The organism is Enterobacter sp. PGRG2 (assembly GCF_030291195.1).
Classification (GTDB): Bacteria; Pseudomonadota; Gammaproteobacteria; order Enterobacterales; family Enterobacteriaceae; genus Enterobacter_D.
Map to the genome: position 1 here is coordinate 2158098 of NZ_CP127837.1, position 21788 is coordinate 2179885.

General features: G+C 59.1%; 17 protein-coding genes. 13 read left to right on the plus strand and 4 right to left on the minus strand.

Features of this window, described 5'->3' with window-relative positions; all coding sequences use genetic code 11:
• Positions 1–16 precede the first annotated feature (16 nt).
• From QRD42_RS09355 to ppnP, 5 genes are all read left to right on the plus strand, one after another.
• Positions 17–490, plus strand: a complete 474-nt coding sequence (locus tag QRD42_RS09355) for a YaiI/YqxD family protein (protein ID WP_072567497.1) — start codon at positions 17–19, stop codon at positions 488–490.
• Positions 491–697: 207 nt separating this feature from the next.
• Positions 698–1222: a shikimate kinase AroL gene (gene aroL, locus QRD42_RS09360; protein ID WP_321988694.1), complete on the plus strand. Its 525-nt coding sequence runs from the start codon at positions 698–700 to the stop codon at positions 1220–1222.
• 67 nt (positions 1223–1289) lie between these two features.
• Positions 1290–1481: a protein YaiA gene (yaiA, locus tag QRD42_RS09365; RefSeq protein WP_072567499.1), complete on the plus strand. Its 192-nt coding sequence runs from the start codon at positions 1290–1292 to the stop codon at positions 1479–1481.
• A 207-nt stretch (positions 1482–1688) separates the two neighbouring features.
• Complete coding sequence (locus tag QRD42_RS09370) at positions 1689–2366, plus strand: AroM family protein (protein WP_072567500.1); 678 nt, start codon at positions 1689–1691, stop codon at positions 2364–2366.
• Positions 2367–2443: 77 nt separating this feature from the next.
• Positions 2444–2728, plus strand: coding sequence for a pyrimidine/purine nucleoside phosphorylase (gene ppnP / locus QRD42_RS09375; RefSeq protein WP_072567501.1), 285 nt, complete (start codon positions 2444–2446; stop codon positions 2726–2728).
• A 43-nt stretch (positions 2729–2771) separates the two neighbouring features.
• On the opposite strand, the gene rdgC is transcribed toward ppnP, so the two are convergent.
• The gene (gene rdgC / locus QRD42_RS09380) at positions 2772–3683 is read right to left on the minus strand and encodes a recombination-associated protein RdgC (RefSeq protein ID WP_321988695.1); all 912 of its coding nucleotides are present in this window, start codon (positions 3681–3683) and stop codon (positions 2772–2774) included.
• 126 nt (positions 3684–3809) lie between these two features.
• Here rdgC and mak point away from each other — a divergent pair, with 126 nt between their 5' ends.
• Positions 3810–4718: a fructokinase gene (gene mak, locus QRD42_RS09385; protein ID WP_321988696.1), complete on the plus strand. Its 909-nt coding sequence runs from the start codon at positions 3810–3812 to the stop codon at positions 4716–4718.
• On the opposite strand, the gene araJ is transcribed toward mak, so the two are convergent.
• The 3 genes from araJ to sbcD form a co-directional block, all read right to left on the minus strand.
• Positions 4719–5882 carry an MFS transporter AraJ gene (araJ, locus tag QRD42_RS09390; RefSeq protein WP_158684911.1) on the minus strand — a complete coding sequence of 388 codons (1164 nt, stop codon included), beginning with the start codon at positions 5880–5882 and terminating at the stop codon, positions 4719–4721.
• Between the two features lie 63 nt (positions 5883–5945).
• Positions 5946–9101, minus strand: a complete 3156-nt coding sequence (gene sbcC, locus QRD42_RS09395; RefSeq protein ID WP_321988697.1) for an exonuclease subunit SbcC — start codon at positions 9099–9101, stop codon at positions 5946–5948.
• Complete coding sequence (gene sbcD / locus QRD42_RS09400) at positions 9098–10300, minus strand: exonuclease subunit SbcD (RefSeq protein ID WP_321988698.1); 1203 nt, start codon at positions 10298–10300, stop codon at positions 9098–9100. Before sbcD ends, sbcC begins: the two co-directional genes overlap by 4 nt.
• A 197-nt stretch (positions 10301–10497) precedes the next feature.
• Between sbcD and phoB the strand changes: the two genes are divergently transcribed.
• The 7 genes from phoB (at position 10498) to QRD42_RS09435 (ending at position 21751) form a co-directional block, all read left to right on the plus strand.
• Positions 10498–11187, plus strand: coding sequence for a phosphate response regulator transcription factor PhoB (gene phoB / locus QRD42_RS09405; protein WP_072567506.1), 690 nt, complete (start codon positions 10498–10500; stop codon positions 11185–11187).
• Positions 11188–11208: 21 nt separating this feature from the next.
• Complete coding sequence (gene phoR / locus QRD42_RS09410; protein WP_072567507.1) at positions 11209–12504, plus strand: phosphate regulon sensor histidine kinase PhoR; 1296 nt, start codon at positions 11209–11211, stop codon at positions 12502–12504.
• Between the two features lie 409 nt (positions 12505–12913).
• Positions 12914–14233, plus strand: a complete 1320-nt coding sequence (gene brnQ / locus QRD42_RS09415; protein ID WP_072567508.1) for a branched-chain amino acid transporter carrier protein BrnQ — start codon at positions 12914–12916, stop codon at positions 14231–14233.
• 74 nt (positions 14234–14307) lie between these two features.
• Positions 14308–15672: a proline-specific permease ProY gene (proY, locus tag QRD42_RS09420; protein WP_099458748.1), complete on the plus strand. Its 1365-nt coding sequence runs from the start codon at positions 14308–14310 to the stop codon at positions 15670–15672.
• 156 nt (positions 15673–15828) lie between these two features.
• Positions 15829–17646 carry a maltodextrin glucosidase gene (gene malZ / locus QRD42_RS09425; protein ID WP_321988699.1) on the plus strand — a complete coding sequence of 606 codons (1818 nt, stop codon included), beginning with the start codon at positions 15829–15831 and terminating at the stop codon, positions 17644–17646.
• 80 nt (positions 17647–17726) lie between these two features.
• Entirely contained in the window at positions 17727–20384 is a 2658-nt protein-coding gene (locus QRD42_RS09430) for a DUF2339 domain-containing protein (protein ID WP_321988700.1), read from the plus strand.
• Positions 20384–21751: a DUF3999 family protein gene (locus QRD42_RS09435; RefSeq protein WP_321988701.1), complete on the plus strand. Its 1368-nt coding sequence runs from the start codon at positions 20384–20386 to the stop codon at positions 21749–21751. The genes QRD42_RS09430 and QRD42_RS09435 overlap by 1 nt, the downstream gene beginning before the upstream one ends.
• The last annotated feature ends 37 nt before the right edge of the window (positions 21752–21788 follow it).

Sequence of the window (21788 nt, forward strand, 5' to 3'; positions counted from 1 at the left end):
TTTATCCGGAGTCAATATGGTGATTTGGGTGGATGCCGATGCGTGTCCGAACGTAATCAAAGAAGTGTTATTTCGCGCCGCTGAGCGCACGCAAACCCCGCTGACGCTGGTGGCGAATCAGTCCCTGCGCGTGCCGCCGTCACGTTTTATCCGCACCCTGCGGGTGGAGGCGGGCTTCGACGTGGCCGATAACGAAATTGTGCGCCTGTGCAATCCCGGCGATCTGGTGATCACCGCTGACATTCCGCTGGCGGCGGAAGTGATCGCTAAAGGCGGTGCGGCGCTGAACCCGCGCGGCGAACGCTATACCGAAGCCACCATTCGTGAACGCCTGACGATGCGTGATTTTATGGATACCCTGCGCGCCAGCGGCGTACAGACCGGCGGGCCGGATTCGCTCTCTCAGCGCGATCGCCAGCACTTTGCCGCCGAACTGGATAAATGGCTGCTGGAGGTTAAGCGCCGCCGTGAAAGCAATCAGGGCAGCTGAAAGCTTGTCAACGGACGACGCATTCAGTAAGGTGGGCGTGCCATTTTATCTTTACACTTTAAAGTGCATTTTTCTCGCTAAAATCAATGTTACCGCTGTTTTAAATTTCTCTGTAATTATTTATTTACACTTGCTGGCAGCAGATCATCATTTTTGTTTCATCATATCTCGTTCTGCATTGGGCGGAACCAGGGGGATCACCAGGTCATGACGTTACCCATCTTTCTAACTGGCGCACGCGGTTGCGGAAAAACCACCATCGGCGTTCAGCTCGCCCGGGTCCGCGACTGCCAGTTTGTCGATACCGATCGCGTATTACAGGATCAGGCGCAAATGACCGTTGCCAGTATCGTTGAAAAAGAGGGCTGGTCAGGATTTCGCGCGCGGGAAACTGCCACCCTGCAAAGCGTCACCGCGCCATCGACAGTGATCGCCACCGGCGGCGGGATTATCCTCAGCGAATTTAACCGTCAGTTTATGCACGAACAGGGCATCGTGATTTATCTCTGCGCGCCGGTGGACGTACTGGCGCAGCGGCTGGAAGCCACGCCGAAAGCCACTCAGCGTCCGACGCTAACCGGCAAGCCCATCAGTGAAGAAGTGAGCGATATTCTGGCCGAGCGCGATGCGCTGTATCGCGAGGCGGCGCACTATGTGGTTGATGGCGCTCTGGATCCGGAAAGCGTCGTGGCAGAAATCCAGACGGTATTATTACTGGCGCGCGCAAGCTAAACCTGATGCGCTACCTTTGGCTATACTCCAGGTACGACTGATAAAAACTGATAAAAAAGGAAGTGCTATGCCGACAAGACCGCCGTACCCAAGAGAAGCGCGTATCGTGACCGTTGAAAAAGGAAATCAGGAAGAAACCGTGACCTGGTATCAATTACGATCCGATCACCCGAAGCCCGATTCGCTGATCAGCGAGCATAATACCGAGCAGGAAGCGCTGGATGCTAAGCGCCGCTACGAAGATCCTGATAAATCCTGATCCCTTTCCCCCGCGTCGCGGGGGGAATTTTATAAACCTTTCGGGAAATTACAGACGTTTATGTAAGCGTTTACAAAAATAGTCACGCTCCGGTCATATCTGCTGCTACGCTTTTTTCTGCGACGATCATTGCCGGTTTTACTCCCGCCCTCTGGCGTGAGCAATTGTCAGTCCTGAATAACTGAAGTGAAGAAGGCGGAAAGAACCATGAGTGCGACTCTGGCCATCCTCACCATTGGTGTGGTGCCCCTCAATGCTGTGCTGCCGCTCTTAACTGAGCACATTGCTGAAGATCAGATCACCCACGTTAGTTTGATGGGCAAGATGGATCCTGAAGATGCCCTTGAAGATTACGCCGCCGCGCCGGGCGAGGACGAGATCCGCGCACTGCTGAACAATGGCGAGGTGGTAAAAGTCTCGCGCCAGAAGGTGAAGCGCGATCTGCAAAGCGTCATCGAACTGCTCGATAAGCAGGGCTATGACGTCATCCTGCTGATGTATAACGATAAAATAGAAGGGCTGAAATCCCGCAACGCTATTCTGCTGGAGCCGCAACGCATTATTCCGCCGCTGGTTGCCTCCATTATTGATGGTCATCAGGTGGGCGTGCTGGTGCCGATGGCAGAGATGCTTGGCGAACAGCAGCAAAAATGGCAGGCGCTTTCAAACGAGCCGCTGTACGCCATTGCCAGTCCACAGGACACTATCGGCTCGCAGCTGGTGGACGCAGGTAGAACGCTCATCGATCAGGGCGCTGACGTGCTGATGCTCGACTGCCTCGGTTTTCACCAGGCGCACCGCGATCTGCTGCAAAAATCCCTCGACGTTCCCGTTCTGCTCTCTAACGTGCTGGTCGCCCGTCTTGCCTCTGAGCTGCTGATGTAACAGCGATTTTACGTGACAGTCATAAAGCCTGGCCCCTATAGTGGATTTCCATACACTACACAGATAAGGGCCAGTCTATGCTTCAGAGTAATGAATACTTTTCCGGTAAAGTGAAATCCATTGGTTTTACCAGCAGCAGCACTGGCCGTGCCAGCGTCGGCGTCATGGCGGAAGGCGAATACACCTTCGGAACCGCCCAGCCGGAAGAAATGACGGTGGTCAGCGGCGCGTTAAACGTGCTGCTGCCGGGAGAAACGGAGTGGAAAACCTATGCGGCGGGGGAAGTGTTCAATGTGCCCGGCCACAGCGAATTCCATTTACAGGTGGCCGAGCCGAGCGCTTATCTTTGCCGCTATCTGTAATGCAGCGATCTGTCCCCTCAGGCGAGGGGGCAGATCGACAGGATCAGCGCTGCGCTTCGCCGCCTAATCCTTCCACCAGATTCTGAATTAACGCCGCCAGTTCCCCGGTCATCAGGATAAAGTCAGCATCATAGCGCTGGGCATAATCCTCGCGATCAATGTCTTCATTCTGATCGCGCAGCTCATCGGAAAACTTCAGGCGTTTGATCGAGCCATCGTCGCACATCATAAACTGAATACGCTGCTGCCAGTCGAGCGCAAGCTTAGTGACCAGCTTTCCGGCTTCAATATGCACGGCGATTTCATCGCAGACGAGATCCTGCTTTTTACAGCGGATCACGCCGCCATCTTCAAGGATCGCTTTCAGTTCGGCTTCATCCTGCAACTGGAATCCCTGCGCCGCGCTGCCGGAGCGTACCCATTCGGTCAGCGTCAGTTCAACTGGATTTTCCAGCGTCAGCGGCACCACCGGCAGGGAGCCGAGGCTTTTACGCAGCAGCGCCAGCGTATCTTCCGCTTTTTTGGCGCTGGCGCAGTCCACCATGATCAGGCCGTTAACCGTATCGATCCACATCATCGTCTGGCTGAAGCGGCTGAAGGCGCGCGGCAGCAGCGAATGCAGCACTTCATCTTTCAGCGAATCTTTTTCGGTCTTCTTCAGCTTGCGGCCCTGATCGGCTTCAAGTTTGGCAATTTTGGCTTCCAGCGCCTGTTTGATCACCGGCGACGGCAGGATCTTTTCTTCTTTGCGGGCGCAAATGATGATCTGGCCATTATTGGTATGGGTCAGTGCATCACTGTGCGAACCCATCGGCGGCACCCAACCGGTTTTCGCCATATCCTGGCTACCGCAAGGTGTAAAGGTTAGCGCGGCTAACTGTTTTTCCATCTCTTCAGCGCGCAATGAAACATCGCGGCTAAGACGGTAAACCATCAAATTTTTGAACCACAGCATGATAATTTTCACGGCCTTGTCGTTAAATGCAGCGGGCATGATAACGAATTGTCACTTTCGATGCATTGCTAATACGGGGCAGGGATCCTACTCTGTTGATATTCCGCGAAAAACAAGGAGATTTCCGTGCGTATAGGAATTGATTTAGGTGGTACAAAAACAGAAGTGATTGCGCTCAGCGACAGCGGCGAACAGCTGTTCCGCCACCGTCTGCCAACGCCAAAAAACGACTACGGGCAGACGATTGAAACCGTTGCCACGCTGGTTGAGCTGGCCGAAAAGGAGACCGGGCAAACCGGCACCGTCGGCATGGGGATCCCCGGCTCCATTTCGCCCTATACCGGGGTGGTAAAAAACGCCAACTCCACCTGGCTTAACGGTCAGCCTTTCGATAAAGATCTCAGCAAGCGGCTTAACCGTGAAGTACGGCTGGCGAACGACGCCAACTGCCTGGCGGTATCCGAAGCCGTCGATGGCGCAGCGGCGGGGGCGCAAACCGTGTTCGCGGTGATCATCGGCACCGGCTGCGGTTCCGGCATCGCCCTAAATGGCCATGCGCATATTGGCGGCAACGGCACCGCAGGCGAGTGGGGCCACAACCCGCTGCCGTGGATGGACGAGGACGAACTGCGCTATCGCGATGAAGTGCCGTGCTACTGCGGTAAACAGGGCTGTATCGAGACCTTTATTTCCGGCACCGGTTTTGCCACCGATTACCACCGCTTAAGCGGGCAGTCGCTGAAAGGCAATGAGATTATCCGGCTGGTGGGCGAGCAGGATCCGATCGCTGAACTGGCGCTGAGCCGCCACGAACTGCGGCTGGCGAAATCACTGGCCCATGTGATAAACATTCTGGATCCGGACGTGATCGTGCTGGGCGGCGGCATGAGCAACGTCGATCGTCTGTACAAAACCGTGCCAACGCTGGTGAAAAACTGGGTATTCGGCGGTGAATGCGAAACGCCGATCCGCAAAGCGGTACACGGCGATTCCAGCGGCGTGCGCGGCGCGGCCTGGCTGTGGCCGCAAAATTAATCATTGCACGGCAGCCGCCCCATGACCTTTCAGGCGGCTGTACAACACCAGTGAGATCATGGCCGATAACGACAGCAAGGCTGCCGGTAAGGCCACATATTCATACGTCAGCCCGGCGGTCAGCATCATCCCGCCGCAAAACGCCCCTACCGCGCTGCCCAGATTAAAGGCCATTTGTCCACCCGCCGCTCCCAGCATTTCACCGCCTCTGGCGTTTTGCAGCAGCAGGATTTGCAGCGGCGCAGACAGGGCAAAAAGTCCGGCGCAGCTGATAAAGGCCAGGCTCAGGGACGCGGTTTTGTTCCACGCGAAGAAGAAGATCAGCGCCAGCGCAATGGCAATCACCAGATCGGTCGTCATGGCGATGCGCAGCGGCGTAAACCAGCGCGACAGCTTGCCGCTCAGCATATTACCCAGCACCATTCCCAGTCCCACCAGCATCATGATCGCCGGCATGGTGGTTTCTGCGTAGCCGGAGACGAAGATCATCAGCGGTTTGATATAGCTGAACCAGGCGAAAACCCCGGCGTTGCCGAACAGGGTGGCGGCAAAAATCAGCCAGGGCGCAGGGGATTTGAGGAAGCGGAACTGCGCGGAGAGGGTGGTTTTGGCCTCGTCAGCGATATCCGGGATCCACATCAGGATCGACACCATCACCGCAATGTTAAAGGCCGCAATCAGCCAGAAGGTATAGCGCCAGCTGAATTCATGGCTCAGCCAGGTGCCAATCGGCACGCCGATCAGATTGGCAATGGTCATGCCGGAGATCATCCCTGCGACGGCGGCGGTGACGCGTCCGGGCTGCGCGACTTTGGTGAGAATGATCGCCCCGACGCCAAAAAACGCGCCGTGGGGAAAACCGGACACCAGTCTGCCAATCGCCAGCATTACATAGGACGAGGAGAGGGTGAAGATCACGTTGCCTGCCAGACACAGCAACGCCAGAAACACCATGATATGTTTCAGCGAAAAACGGTTAGAGAACAGGGCGATGATCGGCGCGCCCAGCACCACCCCCAGCGCATACCAGGAGATCATATGGCCCGCGGCGGGAATGCTGATCTGCACATCCTTCGCCAGTTCCGTCAGCACGCCCATAATGCCGAACTCTGCCATTCCCAGCCCGAACGTCCCGAGCGCCAGCGAAACAATGACTTTTTTGATACTACCCGACACGGCAATCATCCTTACGAAAAACCCCCGCCCGGCTGGACGAGGGGAAACGCCTTATTCTACGGCCCAGGCTTTATCCAGCTTGCTGTAACCCAGCCCGTTAATTTTACGTACCTTGATCTGCACCGGGATGCGCTCTTTCATCGCCTCGACGTGGCTTATCACGCCGATGGTTTTCCCGGTGGCGTTAAGGGCGTCCAGCGCATCCAGCGCGGTGTCCAGCGTTTCGCTGTCCAGCGTGCCGAACCCTTCATCAAGGAACAGTGAATCAATACGCGTTTTATGGCTGACCAGATCCGACAGCGCCAGCGCCAGCGCAAGGCTGACGAGGAAACTCTCTCCGCCGGACAGGGTACGGGTATCGCGCACCGCGTCCGCCTGCCAGGTATCCACCACTTCCAGCTCCAGCGCTTCGCTGGCCTTGCGCTTGAGCAGGTATCGCCCGTGCAGGCGGGTGAGCTGATTATTCGCCAGCCACACCAGATTATCGAGCGTCAGCCCTTGGGCGAATTTACGGAATTTATCGCCTTCTTTCGAGCCGATCAGCGCATTGAGATACGCCCAGTCTTCCACATATTCCGCATTTTGCTGGATGCTCTGCATCAGCGCTAACTGCCGCTGGCGGTTTTCGGCGTCCTGTTTCAGTTGCTGGCGGATCTCGCCCTGGCGGGTGGTGTTTTCCCGTAGTTGCTGCACCACTGCGGAAAGCTGCGCGGCCAGCGCATCGATTTCGGCGTCGTCCGCCAGCGTCGGTGGACGGGACGCCAGATGCTGCGCCAGCGTGCTTTCGGCCTGGCTATAGAGCGTGCTTTGCTGCTGATGCGCCCGCTCAAGCTGCTGCTGACGCTGCTCCAGCGCCTGCCGCTGCGCATCGTCCAGCAGCGCGCTCAGGAAAGCGGCCTCGTCTGCAAAAGGACTGGCGGCCAGCGCCGCGCTGAACTGTGAGCGCGCCTGTTCCTGCTGTGTGTCGAGCTGGCGTATCTGCTCCTGCAACAGGCGCAGCTGGCCTTCAAGCGTACTGGCCTCGCTGTAAAGCGTCTGCCAGTTGCCCAGCGCGGCGGCGTGTTGGTGCTCCGGAAGGGGCGGCGGCGTGGTGCCGTCATCGGCGAGCGTTGCCAGCAGGCTGTCGAGGCGGCTCAGTTGTTCCCGCAGCTGTGGCAGTTTGTCATGCTGCTGCTGCCAGCGCTGCGACTCTTCCTGCCGCGCCGCCAGCCAGGCTGCTTCGTCGCTCACTGCCGGCCGCGTCAGGCCCAGCTGTGCCAGCGCGGTGTCCAGCGCGTCCCGCTGCCGGGCGATCTCCGCCGCCAGCTGCGCATCCCGCTGCTGCTCTTTATGCAGCCTTGCTTCCAGGGTTAAGCGTTCATTCAGCTGGCGCAGCTGCTGCTCATGCTGATCCTGCTCCGCCAGCCAGCCGCTCACGTCGTCCTGCGGCGTCAGCGCGATGTTCAGCGCCGCGCACTGCTGCTGCCAGCGGGCGTGAAGCGTGGCGCTTTCCTCCTGAATCGCTGTAAGGGCCGCGGCGAGTTTGTCCCGGTGCTGACGCTGGGTATCCAGCTGGCCTTTCAGGGCAAAACCCTGTTCGCGCAGGCTTTCCACCTCTTTTTTCAGCGCCGCCAGCCGCTGCTGATTTTCGCCCGGCTGCAATGCCTGATAGGCCGCCACGGCAGGATGCGACGTGGATCCGCACAGCGGGCAGGGCGTATCCGGTTGCAGGTTCGCGCGTTCCGCTTCGAGGCGCAGGATCAGCTTTTCCTGCTCCACCAGCTTTTCCACATCGCTTTCATGCTGGCGCTTGTCTTTATATTGCTGACGAATAGCCCCAAGCCGCAGATCCCAGGCGGCGATCTGCGTGTCCATCTCCGCCAGTTCCTGCTGCTGTTGCGCCTGACGTTTTGCCAGCGCAACAAACTGCGGGTGCAGCATTGCCAGCTGTTGACGCCCGCTACGGCCCGCTAAGTGCTGTTGTAAATGAGCGCTTACTTCTTCCAGATTCAGATTCAGCGGGGAAGGCGGCAGGGCGGCGAGCGCCCGTTCTGTTGTACGGAGTGTATTTTGCAGCTCCGCCCGCTGTTTTTCATCCCGCTGCTGCTGGGCAAAGGTCAGACGCCAGCTCGCCAGTTCCGCGCTCCATAAGCGAAAACGATCGTGTTCGCTGAGCCACTGCTGCACCTGTGCCACATCGTTTTTCAGGGTGGTAGCGGTGATATTCGCCAGTTGCCAGGTCTGTTGCAGCCCGGTGCGCACCTGTTGTAAGCGAGTATTCACATTTTCGTGCTGGCCCTGTGCGAGGCGTAACGCCTGCTGGCGCTCCTGTAACTGCTGCCAGTGGGGACGTAATTTTTCCGCAGGCAGGGCGCGGGTCAGCTTTTCCAGTTCCGGGGCGGCGGCCTCTAATGCCGCATGCGCGGCGGTCAGCGCCTCGTGCGCCCGCTGGCGTTCGCCGCTCAGCCGGTGGCTTTCACTCAGCCACTGATGATGTCCCTGCGCCTGCTGCTGCCCGGCGAGCAGCTGTTTTTCTTCGTCAGTAAGTGCCTGCAAACCTGCGCTGAGCGTCTGTGCCTGTTCGTCGCTTAACAGCTGCACGCCGTCGGCCTGGGCCTGGAGTTTTTCCAGCTCCAGTCGCGCGGTTTTATGCTTTTCGAAGACCATCGCGGAGATCTGACCGTAGATCTCGGTGCCGGTCAGCTCTTCCAGTAGTTCGGCGCGCTCGCGGGGTTTGGCATTGAGGAAGGCCGCAAACTGGCCCTGGGAGAGCAGCATCGAGCGGGTGAAACGACCATAGTCCAGCCCGGTCAGGGTGGCGGTCAGATCCAGTTTGTCTTTCACTTTATCGGCAAGGATTTTGCCATCGGCGCACAGCGCCAGCTCCACGCGCGGCGCCTGCAAATTACCGTCCGGTTGATTGCGGGCGCGGTTCTGGCTCCAGAAAGCGCGGTAAGCCACGCCTTTGACCTCAAACTCCACTTCCGCCAGACATTCAGCGGTATCGCGGGTCATCAGATCGTTTTGCGACTGGGAGACGCTGCTCAGACGCGGCGTTTCGTGATACAGCGCCAGACAGATGGCGTCGAGCAGGGTGGTTTTGCCCGCCCCCGTCGGCCCGGTGATGGCAAACAGCCCATTACTGGCGAACGGCTCGGCGGTGAAATCGATTTTCCATTCCCCTTTCAGGGAGTTGATATTTTTCAGGCGCAGACTGAGGATCTTCATGCGTCGTCTTCCTCCGTCAGGGCGTCAACGGTTTGCGCGAACAGCGTCTGTAAACGCGCGTTTTGCGCCTCGTCGAGGCTTTCCAGCGCCAGCCGCCGCTCAAAGACTTCTTCCACCTTCAGCTCACTCAGGGTTTCTCGCAGTTCGCCCGCCAGCAGACGTTCGCGCTGCTCGCGGCTGCGGCGCACCAGCAACACTTCCACCGGCAGATCCCCGGTAAGCGCCTGGATTTTCCGTTGCGCGTCCGCCAGGTATTCGTCGGTGGTGATTTCAATATCCAGCCACACCGGCGGGCTGACCGGCTGGTCGCGCCATTGCTCAAGCTGTTCGCCGATAGCCGCCAGATCGCCTTTGATCACCGCCAGTTGCTGGGTAACCGGCACCGTCAGCGGCGTCACCTCCGCCAGCCTGCCGTCGCTGAAGGTCACCAGGTTGACGCTTTTCGGCCTGCCGGTTTCATCAAAACTTAACGCGATGGGGGAGCCGCAATAACGGATATGTTCCTGACCGCCCACCAGCTGCGGGCGATGAATATGGCCGAGAGCAAGATAATCCACCGGCGGGAAGTTCTGCGCCGGAAAGGCGTCCAGCGTGCCGATATAAATATCACGCACCGCGTCACTTTTGCTGGCCCCGACGGTAGTCAGATGGCCGCTGGCGATAACCGGCAGCCTCTGTTCACCACGCAGGGCGCAGGCGTCCTGATACTGCTGCTGGTAATACGCTGTGATGCTGGTCAGCAAAAGCTGTTGTTTCTGACTGCCGGATAACCCGGCCTGGCTTAGCACGACGTCGCGCGGGCGTAAAAACGGCACCGGGCAGAACACCGCCCCCGGCGTGCCGTCCCGGCGTTTAAGCATAAAGGGCGCGCTGCCGGCGGTGGCGACCACGGTGGTGTTTAAAAAGGCGAGAATTTCGCGGGATTCGTTAAGCGTGGCGACAGAATCGTGGTTACCCGCCAGCACCACCAGGTGACAGCCGGTTTGCTGCAAATTCACCACAAAGCGGTTGTAGAGTTCGCGGGCGTAGCTCGGCGGCGAGCCGGTATCAAAAATGTCGCCTGCGACAATAATCACATCCACCTGCTGTTCTTCCGCGGTTTTCAGCAGCCAGTCAAGAAAGGCGGCATGTTCAGCGGCCCGGCTTTTGCTGTAAAAGTTTTGACCCAGGTGCCAGTCAGAGGTATGAAGAAGACGCATAACGATCCCATGGCAAAAAAGCGTGAAGCCGATTATAAACGTTAAGCGGCGTGAAGATAGTTATCGGTTTTTTCGCGAGTGTCATAAAACAACGGCTTGAGTCATCAGGCAGTCATCATTTTCATAAATCTGTCATAAATCTGACGCATAATGCCACCGCAACATATACTGGCGACTTAATAAATACAGGGCAAATTATGGCGAGACGCATTCTGGTCGTGGAAGATGAAGCTCCAATTCGTGAAATGGTATGCTTTGTCCTCGAGCAAAACGGCTTCCAGCCTGTCGAAGCGGAAGATTATGACAGCGCGGTGAACCAGTTGAATGAACCCTGGCCCGATCTCATTTTGCTCGACTGGATGCTACCGGGCGGTTCCGGTATTCAGTTTATCAAACATGTGAAGCGTGAAGCCCTGACCCGTGATATTCCGGTGATGATGCTTACCGCCCGCGGCGAGGAAGAAGATCGCGTGCGTGGTCTGGAAACCGGGGCGGATGATTACATCACCAAGCCGTTCTCGCCAAAAGAGCTGGTGGCGCGTATTAAAGCCGTGATGCGCCGCATCTCGCCGATGGCGGTAGAAGAGGTGATCGAAATGCAGGGGTTGAGCCTGGATCCCACTTCCCACCGCGTGATGACCGGCGAAAATCCCCTCGATATGGGGCCTACCGAATTTAAGCTTTTACACTTCTTTATGACCCATCCTGAACGTGTCTACAGCCGGGAACAGTTGCTGAACCATGTGTGGGGCACCAACGTTTACGTTGAAGATCGCACGGTTGACGTGCATATTCGCCGCCTGCGTAAAGCGCTGGAACATAGCGGCCACGATCGTATGGTACAGACCGTCCGCGGCACGGGTTATCGTTTTTCGACCCGTTTCTAACATCTGAAGGGAGTGTGACGCGTGCTGGAACGGCTGTCATGGAAAAGGCTGGTGCTGGAGCTGGTGCTGTGTTGCATCCCGGCGCTGGTGCTCGGCGCCATATTTGGTTATCTGCCGTGGTTTTTGCTGGCGGCCGTCACCGGATTACTGGTCTGGCATTTCTGGAACTTACTGCAACTCTCCTGGTGGCTCTGGGTGGACAGAAGCATGACGCCGCCGCCGGGCCACGGTAGCTGGGAGCCGCTGTTATACGGGCTGCACCAGATGCAGATGCGTAACAAAAAACGCCGTCGCGAACTGGGCAGCCTGATCAAACGCTTCCGCAGCGGCGCGGAGTCGCTGCCGGACGCCGTGGTGCTTACCACAGCAGAAGGCGTGATCTTCTGGTGTAACGGTCTGGCGCAGCAACTGCTGGGCCTGCGCTGGCCGGACGATAACGGCCAGAACATCCTTAACCTGCTGCGTTATCCCGAATTCACCCAGTACCTGAAGCGTCAGGAATTCCTTAAGCCCCTCAATCTGGTGCTGAATAATGGCCGCCATCTGGAAATTCGCGTCATGCCCTACAGCGATCAGCAACTGCTGATGGTGGCGCGTGATGTCACGCAGATGCATCAGCTGGAAGGCGCGCGCCGTAACTTCTTCGCCAACGTCAGCCATGAACTGCGCACGCCATTGACGGTGTTACAGGGTTATCTGGAGATGATGCAGGAGCAGACGCTGGAAGGCGCGCCGCGTGAAAAAGCGCTGCATACCATGCGCGAGCAGACCTCACGTATGGAAGGGCTGGTGCGCCAGCTGCTGACGCTCTCTAAAATTGAAGCCTCGCCGGTGCAACTGCTGAACGAAACCATTGATGTGCCGATGATGCTGCGGGTGGTGGAGCGGGAAGCGCAAACCCTCAGCCAGCAAAAGCAGACTATTGAGTTCCACATCGACAGCTCGCTGAAAGTGCTGGGCAGTGAAGATCAGCTGCGTAGCGCCATCTCTAACCTGGTGTATAATGCGGTCAACCATACGCCCCCCGCCACCCATATTGTGGTGAGCTGGAAGCGCGTACCCCACGGCGCAGAATTTTGCGTTGAGGATAACGGACCGGGGATCGCGGCCGAGCACATTCCGCGCCTGACGGAGCGTTTCTACCGGGTGGATAAAGCGCGATCCCGGCAGACCGGCGGCAGCGGGCTGGGGCTGGCCATCGTTAAACATGCGGTCAATCATCACGACAGCCGCCTCAACATTACCAGCACGCCAGGGCAGGGCACGCGTTTCAGTTTTATTCTGCCGGAACGATTGATCGCCAAAAACAGCGCCTGACGCCCCGACTGTCAGCTTATCTTTCCGCAGGCCAGCAATTGCTGGCCTGTTTGCGTTCCGGTTCACCTTTTTCTGACCGATTATTGTACGGCTGATGATTTTTTGTTCGCATGATAAGCCATGTGTTTTTCTTATACATAGCGTTTTGAACTGGTAACCATATAGGTAGCAGCAGATCCATCTGGTTTTACGATCCCGTCTTGCCTTTAAACGTTATAAGCGTTTAAATTGCGCCCCTGATACTGTCATACCGACTGTATTTGCGTGGTAAATCGAAAAACTATTCTTCGCCACGTCATGCGGGAAGCATATCCCGCTGAAATTGAGAGAAATTGCCGTCGTATTGTTCCAAAGGCACTGGCGAACATTTCATCGTTTCCAACACCACATCCACAGGCAGCACACGTTTATGACTCATCGCTTAAAACCACGAGACATCATGGCTCTGGGCTTTATGACTTTCGCCCTCTTTGTCGGCGCAGGTAACATTATTTTTCCGCCAATGGTCGGTTTGCAGGCGGGTGAGCACGTCTGGACGGCGGCGTTCGGCTTTCTGATCACCGCCGTAGGCCTGCCGGTGCTGACCGTAGTCGCGCTGGCGAAAGTGGGCGGCGGCGTGGATAGCCTCAGTATGCCGATTGGCAAAGCGGCGGGCGTGCTGCTGGCTACCGTCTGCTATCTGGCGGTCGGGCCGCTGTTTGCGATCCCGCGTACCACCACCGTCTCCTTTGAAGTAGGTATTGCCCCGCTGACCGGCGACGGCGCGATGCCGCTGATGATTTACAGCCTCGTCTATTTTGCGCTGGTGATCCTGGTATCGCTCTATCCTGGCAAACTGCTGGATACCGTGGGTAACTTCCTCGCGCCGATGAAAATCATCGCCCTGACGGTGCTGTCCGTTGCCGCGCTCGTCTGGCCGGCAGGCCCGATCAGCAGCGCGATGGATGCCTATCAGAATGCCGCGTTCTCTAACGGCTTTGTGAACGGCTATCTCACCATGGATACGCTGGGCGCGATGGTCTTCGGCATCGTCATCGTCAACGCTGCCCGTTCGCGTGGCGTGACCGACTCCCGTCTGCTGACCCGCTACACTATCTGGGCTGGCCTGATTGCCGGTGTGGGTCTGACGCTGCTGTATCTGGCGCTGTTCCGTCTCGGCTCTGACAGCAGCACGCTGGTGGAACAGTCCGCCAACGGCGCGGCCATTCTTCATGCTTACGTACAGCACACCTTTGGCGGCGCGGGTAGCCTGCTGCTGGCGGCGCTGATTTTCCTCGCCTGCCTGGTAACGGCGGTCGGCCTGACCTGCGCCTGCGCGGAGTTCTTCGCCCAGTATCTGCCGTTCTCTTACCGTACGCTGGCCTTTGTGCTCGGCGGCTTCTCGATGCTGGTGTCTAACCTTGGCCTGAGCCACCTGATCCAGATTTCCATTCCGGTGCTGACCGCCATTTATCCGCCGTGTATCGCACTGGTTGTATTAAGCTTTACCCGTTCATGGTGGCATAATTCGTCGCGCATCATCGCGCCGGCGATGTTCATCAGCCTGGCCTTTGGTATCCTTGACGGTATCAAAGCCTCCGCCATTGGCGGGGTGTTGCCAGCCTGGACCCAGCGTTTACCGCTGGCGGAGCAGGGGCTGGCGTGGCTGATGCCAACCGTTGTGATCGTGATACTGGCCGTGGTCTGGGATCGTGCCGCAGGGCGTCAGGTGACTTCCCGCGCACACTGATCAAGGGTTGCTTGTCATAACCACGGGGCTTACCATCCCGTGGTTTTTTTATTTATGTTATGGCACGGGAAACAATGGAAAGTACTAACAAGCTAAAGCGGGGGTTAAGCACCCGACACATCCGCTTTATGGCGCTCGGTTCGGCAATAGGCACAGGCCTGTTCTATGGTTCGGCGGACGCCATCAAAATGGCCGGGCCGAGCGTACTGCTCGCCTATATTATCGGCGGCGCGGCAGCCTATATCATCATGCGTGCGCTGGGCGAGATGTCGGTACATAACCCGGCGGCCAGCTCCTTCTCACGCTATGCCCAGGAAAACCTCGGCCCGCTGGCAGGCTACATCACCGGCTGGACCTACTGTTTTGAGATCCTGATTGTCGCCATCGCTGATGTCACGGCGTTCGGCATCTATATGGGCGTCTGGTTCCCGACGGTGCCGCACTGGATCTGGGTGCTGAGCGTGGTGATGATCATCTGCGCCGTCAACCTGATGAGCGTCAAGGTGTTCGGCGAGCTGGAGTTCTGGTTCTCGTTCTTTAAAGTCGCCACCATTATCGTGATGATCGCGGCGGGCTTTGGCATCATCATCTGGGGCATTGGCAACGGCGGCGAACCGACCGGCATCCACAACCTGTGGAGCAACGGCGGCTTCTTCAGCAACGGCTGGCTCGGCATGGTGATGTCACTGCAAATGGTGATGTTTGCCTACGGCGGCATCGAAATCATCGGCATTACCGCCGGGGAAGCGAAAGATCCGCAGACCTCTATTCCGCGCGCCATCAACTCCGTGCCGATGCGTATTCTGGTGTTTTATGTCGGTACGCTGTTTGTGATCATGTCCATCTACCCCTGGAACCAGGTGGGCACCAACGGCAGCCCGTTCGTGCTGACCTTCCAGCATCTGGGCATCACCTTTGCCGCCAGCATCCTCAACTTTGTGGTGCTGACCGCGTCGCTGTCGGCGATTAACAGCGATGTGTTTGGCGTCGGACGTATGCTGCACGGTATGGCAGAGCAGGGCAGCGCGCCGAAGATGTTTGCGAAAACCTCGCGCAACGGCATTCCGTGGGTGACGGTGGTGGTGATGACGGTCGCGCTGCTGTTCGCCGCCTGGCTGAACTACATCATGCCGGAGAACGTTTTCCTGGTGATCGCCTCGCTGGCGACGTTCGCCACCGTGTGGGTGTGGATCATGATTTTGCTGTCGCAGATCGCTTTCCGTCGCCGTCTGCCGCCGGAAGAAGTGGCGGCGCTGAAGTTTAAAGTGCCGGGCGGCGTACCAACGACCATCGCCGGTCTGCTGTTCCTGGTGTTTATTATCGCGCTGATTGGCTGGCATCCGGAAACCCGCATTTCGCTGTACGTGGGCTTTGCGTGGATCGCGCTGCTGCTCATCGGCTGGATGTTTAAGCGCCGTTACGACCGCAAAACCGCCTGATCTCCTGAACTTTTGCCGGGTGAGCGTCCTGCCGCCCGGCAATGCTTTTTGGCTTCCTCCTCCCCCATGCTCCTCCCCCAATTATCAGCAGTATGATGAGTGAACTTTCACTATGCTGTGGCAAGGTGGCGTCATTTTTCAGCAAGGGGTAAAGCGATGTTGAACGCCTGGCATCTTCCGGTAGCGCCGTTTGTAAAACTCAATAAAGATCAGCTTCTTATAACTTTGTGGCTGGCGGGCAACGATTTGCCTGCGCAGGTTAAACTGCGTACGGAAAAGGACAACGAAGAGACGTCCATCCTGATGCATCCGCTGCGCAGTGCACCGTACCCCGGCGTAACCGCCTGGCGCGCCGCCATCGACGTGTCCGAAGGGCAACCGCGCCGTCGCTACAGCTTTAAACTGCTGTGGGCGGATCGCCAGCGCTGGTTTACGCCGCAGGGCTTCAGCGATTTCCCGCCCGCACGGCTGGAACAGTTTGCCATCGATTGCCCGGATAATGGCCCGCAGTGGGTGGCGGATCAGGTGTTTTATCAGATCTTTCCCGATCGCTTTGCCCGCAGCCAGCCGCGTACGCCGGAGCAGGACAACGTCTATTACCATCACGCCGCCGGGCAGGAGATCGTGCTGCGCGACTGGGATGAACCCCTCACCGGCGAGGCGGGGGGATCGACCTTTTACGGCGGCGATCTGGATGGCATCAGCGAAAAGCTGCCCTATCTGAAAAAACTTGGCGCCACGGCGCTGTACCTCAACCCGGTGTTTGTCGCCCCCAGCGTGCACAAATACGATACTGAAGATTATCGCCACGTCGACCCGCAGTTCGGCGGCGATCAGGCCCTGCTGCGGCTGCGCGCCAACACCCAGCGCGATGGCATCCGCCTGGTGCTCGACGGCGTGTTTAACCACAGCGGCGACTCCCACGCCTGGTTTGACCGGCACAATCGCGGCACCACCGGCGCGTGTCATAATCCGGCCTCCGACTGGCGGGAATGGTACAGCTTTTCCGACGACGGCCACGCTCTCGACTGGCTTGGCTATGCCAGCCTGCCAAAGCTGGATTATCAGTCGGCCTCGCTGGTGGAGGAGATTTACAAAGGCGAAGACAGCATTGTGCGCCACTGGCTGAAAGCGCCGTGGAATATGGACGGCTGGCGGCTGGATGTGGTGCATATGCTGGGCGAGGCGGGCGGGGCGCGGAATAACCTGCTGCACATCAGTGGCATCAGCCAGGCGGCGAAAGAGACGCAGCCGGAAGCCTATATCGTCGGCGAGCATTTTGGCGATGCGCGGCAGTGGTTGCAGGCGGATGCCGAAGACGCCGCCATGAACTACCGGGGCTTTACCATCCCTGTGTGGGGCTTCCTCGCGAACACCGATATTTCTTACGATCCGCAGCATATCGATGCCGCCACCTGCATGGCGTGGATGGATAACTACCGCGCCGGGCTGTCGCATCAGCAACAGTTGCGCATGTTTAACCAGCTCGACAGCCACGATACCTCGCGTTTTAAAACGCTGCTTGGCAAGGACATCGCGCGGATGCCGCTGGCGGTGGTCTGGCTGTTCAGCTGGCCTGGCGTGCCCTGTATCTATTACGGCGATGAAGTGGGGCTGGATGGCAACAACGATCCCTTCTGCCGTAAGCCGTTCCCGTGGGACAAAGAAAAACAGGACGCCACGCTGTTTGCCCTCTATCAGCAGATGGCGGCGCTGCGTAAGAAAAGCCGCGCCCTGCGTCACGGCGGCTGTCAGGTGCTGCATGCGGAAGGCGACGTGGTGGTCTTTGTGCGCGTTTTCCGGCATGAACGCGTGCTGGTGGCAATCAACCGCGGCAAGGCCTGCGAGGTGGTGCTGACGGATTTACCGCTGGTAGACGTCCCGGCCTGGCAGTGCAAAGTGGGCACCGGCACCATCGAGGATAATGTGCTATCGCTACCGGCGATCTCCGCCACGCTGTGGCGCAATCGCTGAACCTGTTGCAACATTTTTATCAGCATTGAAAAGAAATGTAATATCCTTTCGGGAGTGATCACCGAACCGAAGGTAAAACCATGGATGAGCTTTTGCTGGTTGCCGGTCTTGTTCTCTTTTTCGCGCTGATTGTCGCCCCTGCGCTGGCGGTCAGAGCCTGGCGAAAAAGCAGCGATACGCAGCGAGAACTGGGCGTATTGCGTGAACGGCTGACGGCGCTGGAGCAGCAGCTGGCGGGGCAGGCAATTGCGCCTGCGCCGCAGCCGCTGCCTGAACGGATAGCGGAGCCGGAACCTGTTCCTGCGCCTGTCATTGTACCTGCGGCACCACCGCCCGCTGTCGATCCCTGGGCGGCGAGCGTGCCGGAGCCTGAGCCGGTTGCCGTCACCCCGGCGGCGGTCAGCAAACCCGCATCCGCCGAACCGCGCGGTGGCATGATCACCTCGCTGGTGGGCTGGTTTATGCGCGGCAATCCGCTGGCGAAACTCGGCATTCTGCTGCTGTTCTTCGGGCTGGCGTTTCTGTTCCGCTATTCCGTCGAGCGCGATCTCTTCCCGCTGGAACTGCGTCTGTGCGTGGCGGCGCTTGCGGCGGTGCTGCTGCTGGCGCTCGGCTGGCGGCTGCGCCATAAACAACCTGTTTATGCGCTGATTTTGCAGGGCGGGGCCACCGGCGTGCTCTATCTGACGGTATTCGGCGCGTTCCGGCTCTGGCAGATGCTGCCGATGGCGCTGGCCTTCGCCTTGCTGCTGCTGATCTGTGCTGTAAGCGTCGGGCTGGCGGTGTTACAGCGTGCGCTAAGTCTCGCGATGCTCGCCAGCCTCGGTGGTTATCTTGCGCCGTTGCTGCTCTCCACCGGCGGCGGCAGCCACATCGGGCTGTTCTCTTTCTACCTGCTGCTCTCCTGCGGCATTCTGGCTATCAGCGTCTGGCAGCACTGGCGGGTGCTGAATCTGCTCGGTCTGCTTTTTACCTTTGGTGTTGGCGGCCTGTGGGGGCTGTTTAGCTACCGGCCGGAGTTCTACCTCAGCTGCCAGTTGTTCCTGATCGCGAATATTCTGTTGTTTGGCGTCCTGAGCGTTGGACTGTCGCTGCGGGCGCAGGGCGGCAGTAAGCGCATTATTGACGGCGTACTGCTGTTCGCGCCGCCGTTGCTGGGATTTGGTATGCAGTACGCCATCACGCAGGATTTCGCCTATGGACCGGCGTTTTCCGCCCTCGGCTTCGGCGCGTTTTATCTGCTGCTGGCGTGGCTGGTGCTGCGGCGTAAACCTGAACTCGGGCGACCGCTGGTGCTGGCGGCGCTGGCGCTCGGCGGGGCTTTTGTCACGCTGGCCATCCCGCTGGCGCTTTCCGCCCGCTGGACATCAATGGCCTGGGCGCTGGAAGGGCTTGGCATTCTGTGGCTTGGCGTACAGCAACAGCAACGGCGGATGAGCTACAGCGGCACAGGTTTACTGCTGCTGGCGATGGGCAGCGCCCTGTGGGCGATGCAGGATCTGGTTCCGGCGCTGTCGCAGCTGATGATTTTTGCGGTGCTGAGCCTGACATGGATCGCCGCCGCCTGGCTGTGGCGCGGACTGAATATTCAGGGCAGCCACGGCCTGCTGGCGGGCGGGATCCTCTTCTGGCTGCTGGCGCTGCACGGGCTGTCAGCGCTGACCTTAATCCGCTTTATGAATGAGCTGCCGGGCATACTGGCGCTGATCGCCCTCAGCCTCCACGGCTGGCGGGTCGTCGGCCAGCGGCTGCGCTGGCGCGCGCTAAGCGATAGCGTCTGGCTGCTGTGGCCCCTGATGCTGGCGACGCTGGTCTGGCAGATCGCAGCCCAGGGCGCGATCCTCAGCGCCGGCTGGCAGAACCTCGCCTGGTGTCTTGCACTGCCGTCCGCCTTCTGGCTGCTGTATCAACAGCGTACGCCGCCCGTGCCCTGGCTTTCACAGGGGCTGCACCTGTCGCTGTTCTGGATGATCCTCGCCGCGCTGGCGGCCGAGCTGTGGTGGTATACCGATGCGCTGCCGTGGGGGATGTTCCCGTGGCAGGCGGGGCTGGCGATGACCGCGGCGGCGGCGGTCATCATGCTGGTGCGCGCCGGGATCAAGCGTTCGCTGTGGCCGCTGCGCGTCTGGCCGCAGTGGTACGGCACCCTGGCGCTGGCGCCGCCGGGCGTTTTCCTGCTGGTGATGCTGCTGTTGACCAATATCGACGATGGCGTGGTGATGGAACAGGGCTACCGGCCATTGCTCAATCCGCTGGAAGAGGGCGCGGCCTTTGCCTTACTGGCGCTGTTCGCGCTGGCGCGGCTGTGCGCCCGCTATTTCCCGGCGCAGGGGCGTGAGATCCATAAACGTGTGCCGCTGCTGCTGGCGGCGCTCGCCTTCTGGTGGCTGAACGGCCTGCTGTTGCGCAGTCTGGCCTGGTATGGCGATATCGACTGGTCGGTGAGCGCGCTCTGGTCGTCCCGCCTGGTGCAGACCTGTTTCGCGCTGTTCTGGATGCTGGTGGCGCTGCTGGTGATGCTGCGCGCTGCCCGGCAGGCGTCGCGGCATGAATGGCTGGGCGGTGCGGCGCTGCTTGGCGTGGTGATTGTGAAACTGATGCTGGTGGACAGCGCGGGCGGCGGCGGACTGGCGCGCGCGGTGGCCTTTATCGGCGTGGCGGTGCTGGTGCTCATCGTGGGTTATTTCTCGCCGCTGCCGCCGCGGATACAACAGACGCATAACGAGGAACAAGGATAATGACAATCATCAGACGGATACTTTTTTGTGCGTTACTGGGCGCGGCGCTGCCGGGCTGGAGCCAGGACGCCGCGCCGGAAAAACCGCAGGATTATGCCTGGGGCGCGGGGCTGGAGACGACCACGCCATCGCCGCTGTATCAGGTGACCTTACCGGGGCGCATCTATACCGACAGCGTCGCCCCCGATCTGCGTGACGTGCGGGTTTTTAATCAGCAGGGTAACGCCGTGCCTTTTACCCTGATCCCGGCGGTGCAGAAACAGATGCCGCCGCGCACGCTGCCGCTGCGCCTGTTCGCCCTTGATGCGGTACCGGAAAATAATGCCTCGTCAGAAAGCCTGTGGTTGCGCTCGCAGGACGGAATCGAAATCCGTCTGGAGGGAGAAGGGCGGAAAACAGCAGGGAAGAGTTATCTGTTAACCCTGCCTGACACACAAAAAGACGACTTTCCGCTTTCACAGCTGAAGCTGGCCTGGAGCGCCGCGCCCGCCAACTGGCAGGGGCGCGCGGATGTGTACTTCAGCAGCGATCTGAAAAACTGGACGCTGGCGGGCCGGGAGATGCCGCTGATGGATCTTGCCTCCGGCAACGATCGCCTGTTGCTGGACACGCTGGATTTCAGCAGTTCAGCCTACCCGACGGAAATGCGTTATGTGCTGGTGGTGTTCAACGATGCCGCGCACGCGCCTGCGCTGACCGGCGCGACAGCGGTTGAGCAGGTTTACAGCGATACGGCGGTGAACATCCACCTGAATGCGGTGGCGAAAACCGTCTCCCCGGCGGTACAGGAGTTCTCCTGGCAACGGCCACAGCCGCTGGTGTCGGTGATGATTGAAGCCCGGCACGGGCGCGTACTGCCGCTGGCGATCGAGTACCGCAGCGGGGAAAAGGCAGCATGGCAGCCGCTGGCGAAAAGCGTGATTTATCAGCTGAACGGCAAAGCGCCGGAGCCGCTGAAAACCAGCGGGCTGGTGCAGGCGATCCGCGTTACGGCGGTTAATGGCCAACTGGAGGATGGTATCGCCCAGGTGACCGGCGAGCGCGCCAGCCAGACGCTGATCTTTAATGCGCAAGGTAAAGGGCCGTTTTTACTGGCCTGGGGGAATGGCGCTGCACAACCGCAGGCGATGGAGGTGGAGATGCTGGTGCCTGCCGCGCTACGTCAGGAGAATGCGCAACTGCCGGACGCGCTGGTACAGGATCGCGTGGTGCTGGGCGGCGACGCGCGGCTGACGGCGGTGGATCCGGCGCAGCAGCAAAGCCAGTGGAAGAAGATGCTGGTGTGGGCGGCGCTGGTGCTGGGCGTGCTGGTGCTGGTCTGGGTGGGGCTTGGGATCTGGCGCGAGGTACGGCAGAAGTCGGTATAAAAATAAAAATGCCGGGTGGCGCTGACGCTTACCCGGC